The 520-nt window shown below is 59.2% G+C and carries 1 protein-coding gene; it reads right to left on the reverse strand.

Going from position 1 to position 520, the window contains the following annotated elements; genetic code table 11:
- A partial coding sequence (locus F0Q45_RS26665) for a beta-ketoacyl synthase N-terminal-like domain-containing protein (RefSeq protein WP_444875269.1) occupies positions 1-519 on the reverse strand: 519 nt, incomplete at its 3' end.
- Position 520 lies beyond the last annotated feature (1 nt).

A 520-nucleotide genomic window follows, 5' to 3' on the forward strand; every position in this document is an offset into this window, starting at 1 on the left:
AATCGTCACCGCCGGCCCCTCCAAACCAAACACATACGCAATCCGACCCGACAAAACGCTGCCGGCATTGCCGGTGCCGAAATGGCCCTCTATCTCCGGCGCCGACGCGATGGCATCGAATCCGTACAGCGACGCCATCATGCCGGCGAATACGCCGGTTTGGCTGCCCCGCAACGACAACGGATCAATACCCGCCGATTCAAAAGTCTCCCAAGCGGTCTCCAACAACACCCGCTGCTGAGGATCCATCGCCAACGCCTCCCGCGGCGAGATCCCAAAAAACTCCGCATCAAAATCAGCAACCCCGTCCAGGAAACCACCCCTACGCGTATACGAGGTACCCGGACGATCTGGATCAGAATCGTAAAGCCGCTCAAGATCCCAACCACGATCCGACGGAAACTCTGCGATCACATCACGACCTCCGAACACCATCTCCCACAACGCATCCGCAGAATCGACCCCACCCGGATACCGGCAGGCCATCCCCACCACAGCAATCGGCTCATCCAAACGCACT

The organism is Mycobacterium simiae (assembly GCF_008370645.1).
GTDB classification, from domain to species: Bacteria; Actinomycetota; Actinomycetes; order Mycobacteriales; family Mycobacteriaceae; genus Mycobacterium; species Mycobacterium simiae_A.